Genomic DNA, 4,734 nt, shown 5'->3' on the forward strand with positions numbered 1-4,734 from the left:
AGATGGTTCGCAACCTATTTCCTTATCTATAACATCCTTTACTGCCCGGTGTATTTGTTAGATAAGGGGGTGATAATAAATGTAAATATTTCAAATGAGTGAAAATGTTGTCCACACTCCTTTATCACACGGATGCAATTTTAAGAGTTCTTATCGGGGACTCCCTCAGCGAAATCACTGAGGCACAAATTACGCAATTAAATAATTCGACTAACGCGACAGACTCACAGTATTTTAGACACACTAATCATAGATTAACGGCTTTATTCGACGCTTTATGATCCCTTAGAAAGTGCAAGAGATAAAAGAAAAAAAAAAGGAAGGTAAGTTACACAGCAATAAGGCGATCTAGATATTATAAGTTAACTTTGCTACATTTAATTAATGTCCTCAATAAATAACGCAAAATTACTCTGTAAAGGAGCGTTAAAATACTTGAGGATTGCAAAAGAGGCGTTTAATGAAGGATTGCACGACGCTTCCGCTACTAACTGCCAGATATCAGCCGAACTGCTTATAAAATCCGCTTATCTTCTCTTAGGTCACTTGTTCCCACATAAGGAAATTACTCTCAGTACTAGCACAACTGACCAATAATAAAGAAATTGAAAAGTTAGTAAAGGAAAAGAGGAAAGACTTAAACTTGGTTAAGCAGGGCTGAAGGAGAATATTCATTAGTTGATATTGACTCAGAATTTGCGTCCGACTGCTTAGATACGGTCGAAAATTATATTCTTCCACTCATAAAAGATATTTGGGGAGAAAAGTGGTGCTACAAGGGCTAGAGTACATAAAGTACTTAGAAAACAATTGGAGAACAATAGCACAGAGGGTTAAGGAGGTTGCAATAACGTTGGGAAAGGTTGATAAATTGATAGTCTTCGGCTCGGTCGTCAAAGGTGGAGTCACGGGTAGCAGTGATTTAGATATTGCAGTAATCTACAACGAGAAGTTAAGCAGCAAGGAGAAAATAAGGAGGACTTTAGAAATACTCGATAAAGTAGATGAAGAAGTAGAATTAGACATACACATACTTAGTAAGGAAGAAGAAGGATATTTTCTTAAATTGATCGAAGAATACGTAGAAGTGTAATCATTACACAGTGAAACTATTTCGCAATTATTTTAGTTAGAAGCTACTGTGACTTGTCAATTATACGCAACAAGATCTGACACCTCTTCAATCTGGTTTCCAGAGAGCTCATCCGTTTATCCCCAACTTTGTAAATATCTAATCACCCGCATACGTAAAAGTCCGGTGTAGAGTATGCTACTAGAAATTTTTATATGTGACTAGATCAAGTAGTAAATCGTGGAAAGGGTAAAGGTTACCAGAAACTATCAGGTTACAATCCCCGCCTCCATAAGAAACAGGCTAGGCATACATGAGGGAGATATTTTAGAATTTTATGTAGAAGAGGACAGGATAGTAATAAAGAAAGTCTTAACTGTAAGACCGAGAATCAAATTGGGAAGGAAGTTAACTATCGAGGAGATTGAAAGGGACATAGAAAGGGGTTTAAATGAAAGCAGTCATTGACACAAACATCTTAATCTATGACCTAGTAGAAGATTCGGAGTTTCATAAAGAAGCCGAAGAATTATTAGACAGCCTTGAGGAATGGTTAATCCCCTCCTTAGTTATCCATGAGTTTACTTGGTTTCTTAGAGCTAACAACATCGACAACGTAGAGTACGTAAAAAGTTACGTGGCTAATGAAAGGGCTAAAATCCTGTGCGACAATGATGACATTATAGGTAGAGCTTTAGAAATATTAACCAAAGAAAGGTTAAGCTTATCCAGATATAACGACGTTGTAATTTTAGCCCACGCTATAGAAAATAAATTACCTTTAGCTACTAAGGACAAAGCCCTGAAGAGCCTCGCCAAAAGACACGGAGTAGAGGTGGTTTAACGGATTGACAAATTAAAAATGCCCTAAATTCTAGTGGTAGGAGATTCGTTCTATAAGGGATAAGTTAAGCTTTAACGTAGAGTTTCACTAGGTGTCTCCTAGCGTCACTGTCTTGATCCACGCTCTGGAAGTACATAATAACTGACCTTGGATTTTTCCAATAAATACTGTTCTGGTTCAACTACATCATCCGAATGATATTAAAAAAGGATGAGTTAACGAAAGTATTCACGCGGGAAAGTAGGGTTAAAGTGGAGTACTCTTTAACTCAATAAAAGTTAGTCTTCTAGCTAATCGTCAATTATTCTTTTCTCTTTATTAATAACTCAAACGATCTCTTCATAGAACTATTCTAATCCCTTACATCATCCAATTAGAAACTTCAGTTTATATTACAATACTTGAATTTTAGAAATTAGTCAACTGACATTTTTGCAAAAATCTTTATTCATTATAATACTCTACAAGTAATTATGGTCTCAAGTGAGGCTAATGAGCTTATAACCAAGGCTAAGAGATACCTCGAGCCAGCAAAAATATCCTTGGAAAAGGACTATTATTGTGAAGTCTGTTTTCTCTCGAGTTTAGCTTCGGTTCTTTACTTTAAGGGGTTAAGTATAGCTTTGACAGGAAGTTTTCCTACCGTTCACGACTTGAGGATCATACTTAATCATATAAAGACTGTCACGAATGATGAGAGGATTGATCGTTTTGTCAGGGAGAATAGGAGTAAGTTAAAGTCTTTAAGTGACGAGTATCTGGTGTCAAGGTATAATATGAGTATAAGTTACGAGAGAGATGACGCAGAGGAATGCATTAACGTTGCTATTGAGGTGATCAATTTTGCAGAGGGACTTCTTCATAAGGTTAGCTGAGGAAATTAGTCCCGCTTTCGGAAAGGTGGGGTTTGGGCTTCATTGAATTTTCATAAATTTGTATTCAATTCTCAGCCCTTGGGCTTCACCAGAGTCACGGGGCATTGTCCCGTTCATACCCCTCCGCCCCTTTAGCGGGATAACCCCGACCCACCTACTCCCAGTGGAAGTAAAAAAGAGGTGGGGAAACCCGCACATCTTGAGGTATATGTTTAGAGATGCGTTCAATTGCTTATCCAGAAAACGCATTATTAAACAACTCGGTTAAGGAGATTGAGAGAATAGCCCTTGAAGAAGCAGAAAAATAAGCCCGAGTAGCATTTATTGGAAAATCCTTGTAGTCTGAGGGAAGCTTGAAAACTTTTTAAAAACATCCCTAGAACTATCTCGTTTAAATTAGGAAATAGCTTTTTATTATTTATGGTAAATAGTAAATCGTTGACAGCTGATTATGATGAGCACTTTACTAAATAATATAAGTTTTAGGAACTCAGTTAGAGGTTATGTGAAAGTCAGTGATGGTAGTATAATTATTTTGCGTGCAGCAATTGTGGACGTTATACCTTTGCAAATATCTTCGCCTTTTGGTGTGGAATTTAATGTTAATTTTATCGTTGGAATATCTGTGCATCCTTCTGAAGGGGCCCTAAATGAGGTCAAGGATAAACCTATTCTAGAGCCAGGTAAACAAGTTAATGAAGGCTGGATAGAATTGGAAATAGACGATAAAATCTCAGCTTATGAAGAAGTAATTTATAAAGATGCGAAAATTGGTGAATATTTAATTAGACTTGAGATAGAACCAATAATGGCGTCTAAAAATACTCAATTTAAGATGCGACAAGAACCTCTATATACGTTAAGATGGACCCCAAAGATAAGCTGGCACAAAATAGGTGAGAAAACATGACGGAGAATTTCACTATATACTCTAACTTGGAGCCAACACAAATCAGTATTTCCTCTAAGTATATTCCAGTAACCACTACTACTGAGACCTATAGTAATTCTATCCGTAGTATTTTTAATATGATTGATAAGAAAGAAGCTCTTGAAATATTGAAAACTTATATTGATGAGGATTGCGTGAACAGTATCAGTAATTTTATAGATCTAAGGGGTTTAGCATCAATAGTCTTATGGCTGAGTAATACATTTCCAATTAATATTTCTAGCATTAGTATTACAGAAGACGTAGAATCCTCACAACCATTATTCGTAGAAATTCGCATAAACAATTGTGATTGGGAAGAATGGAAGTACCTAGCAAAGTATACTAAAGATACTCTAAATAAAGAAGGTCTAGGTGACATTGCAGGTAAAGTGGTATTAGTATGCAACCAAGCAATGCAAATAAGTTAAAGCCCCATAAACTGTTAAATTATTTTGAGAGTCTTTTGAGCAATAGTTTAGATGAGGTACTTATAAGGAGAATAATTAGCGCTGTGTATTTCTCTTCTCTATTTAACTATTGGTCTATAAAAAATATTTGTAAAGGGAATAAGGGTAAGGGTAACAACAATGATAGTTTTCCTCACACTCAATTTATTCAAGACTTAGCCAGTAGCGGACTCGATCCGCAAATATACCTCTTATATGTTTATCGTGTAGCAGTAGACCATTATACTTTAAACCCGACCGAAGTAACACTAACTAGCCATCCCTATAAAGGTCGCACTCAGAATGTTAAAATAGATGAAAACATACTAAGAAAAATTTTAGAATCAGCAAAAGATGTACTTAGCTTTCTTGATAATTATTAGTTACAAAAGTTTCTAAAATCTTTTCATGACGAAAGCTAATGAGAAGGGAATAAATTATGTACAGCAGTTATGGGACTTTAACGTAACTTAAAGATTTTCATCAGCCCCGGCGGTCCACCTAAATAACGTTCAACGAACCTGAGGAACGCCTCCACGCTCCTCAGGTTAAGAGCCCTCACC

7 protein-coding genes and 3 pseudogenes are annotated in these 4,734 nt (G+C 36.3%); 8 read left to right on the forward strand and 2 right to left on the reverse strand.

The window, feature by feature from the left end; genetic code table 11:
• From WIW52_RS03830 to WIW52_RS03855, 6 genes and pseudogenes are all read left to right on the forward strand, one after another.
• A pseudogene (locus WIW52_RS03830) lies at positions 1-102 on the forward strand (IS6 family transposase); the annotation flags it as partial.
• Between the two features lie 282 nt (positions 103-384).
• A complete protein-coding gene (locus WIW52_RS03835) occupies positions 385-597 on the forward strand; it encodes a HEPN domain-containing protein (protein ID WP_337708720.1) in 213 nt (70 codons plus the stop codon).
• A gap of 172 nt (positions 598-769) precedes the next feature.
• A complete protein-coding gene (locus tag WIW52_RS03840; protein ID WP_337708722.1) occupies positions 770-1,093 on the forward strand; it encodes a nucleotidyltransferase domain-containing protein in 324 nt (107 codons plus the stop codon).
• 219 nt (positions 1,094-1,312) lie between these two features.
• Positions 1,313-1,540 (forward strand): AbrB/MazE/SpoVT family DNA-binding domain-containing protein, encoded by a 228-nt coding sequence (locus tag WIW52_RS03845; RefSeq protein ID WP_337708724.1) that lies wholly within the window; start codon positions 1,313-1,315, stop codon positions 1,538-1,540.
• Positions 1,524-1,916, forward strand: a complete 393-nt coding sequence (locus tag WIW52_RS03850) for a PIN domain-containing protein (RefSeq protein WP_337708726.1) — start codon at positions 1,524-1,526, stop codon at positions 1,914-1,916. Before WIW52_RS03845 ends, WIW52_RS03850 begins: the two co-directional genes overlap by 17 nt.
• 473 nt (positions 1,917-2,389) lie before the next feature.
• Positions 2,390-2,791: a HEPN domain-containing protein gene (locus tag WIW52_RS03855; RefSeq protein WP_337708728.1), complete on the forward strand. Its 402-nt coding sequence runs from the start codon at positions 2,390-2,392 to the stop codon at positions 2,789-2,791.
• 39 nt (positions 2,792-2,830) lie between these two features.
• Here the strand turns inward: WIW52_RS03855 and WIW52_RS03860 are convergent.
• Positions 2,831-3,031: pseudogene (locus tag WIW52_RS03860) on the reverse strand (RNA-guided endonuclease TnpB family protein); the annotation flags it as partial.
• Positions 3,032-3,296: 265 nt separating this feature from the next.
• Here WIW52_RS03860 and WIW52_RS03865 point away from each other — a divergent pair.
• A complete protein-coding gene (locus tag WIW52_RS03865) occupies positions 3,297-3,701 on the forward strand; it encodes a hypothetical protein (RefSeq protein ID WP_337708730.1) in 405 nt (134 codons plus the stop codon).
• Positions 3,698-4,153 (forward strand): hypothetical protein, encoded by a 456-nt coding sequence (locus WIW52_RS03870; RefSeq protein WP_337708731.1) that lies wholly within the window; start codon positions 3,698-3,700, stop codon positions 4,151-4,153. Before WIW52_RS03865 ends, WIW52_RS03870 begins: the two co-directional genes overlap by 4 nt.
• Positions 4,154-4,631: 478 nt before the next feature.
• Here the strand turns inward: WIW52_RS03870 and WIW52_RS03875 are convergent.
• Positions 4,632-4,734 (reverse strand): annotated as a pseudogene (locus WIW52_RS03875) (transposase); the annotation flags it as partial.

Source organism: Stygiolobus sp. RP850M (assembly GCF_037389295.1).
Lineage (GTDB): Archaea > Thermoproteota > Thermoprotei_A > Sulfolobales > Sulfolobaceae > Stygiolobus.

Bases quoted from the DNA above. Each gene is read 5' to 3' on its own strand.
- WIW52_RS03835 (WP_337708720.1), top strand. From the start codon at position 385: ATGTCCTCAATAAATAACGCAAAATTACTCTGTAAAGGAGCGTTAAAA.
- WIW52_RS03870 (WP_337708731.1), top strand. From the start codon at position 3,698: ATGACGGAGAATTTCACTATATACTCTAACTTGGAGCCAACACAAATC.
- WIW52_RS03850 (WP_337708726.1), top strand. From the start codon at position 1,524: ATGAAAGCAGTCATTGACACAAACATCTTAATCTATGACCTAGTAGAA.
- WIW52_RS03855 (WP_337708728.1), top strand. From the start codon at position 2,390: ATGGTCTCAAGTGAGGCTAATGAGCTTATAACCAAGGCTAAGAGATAC.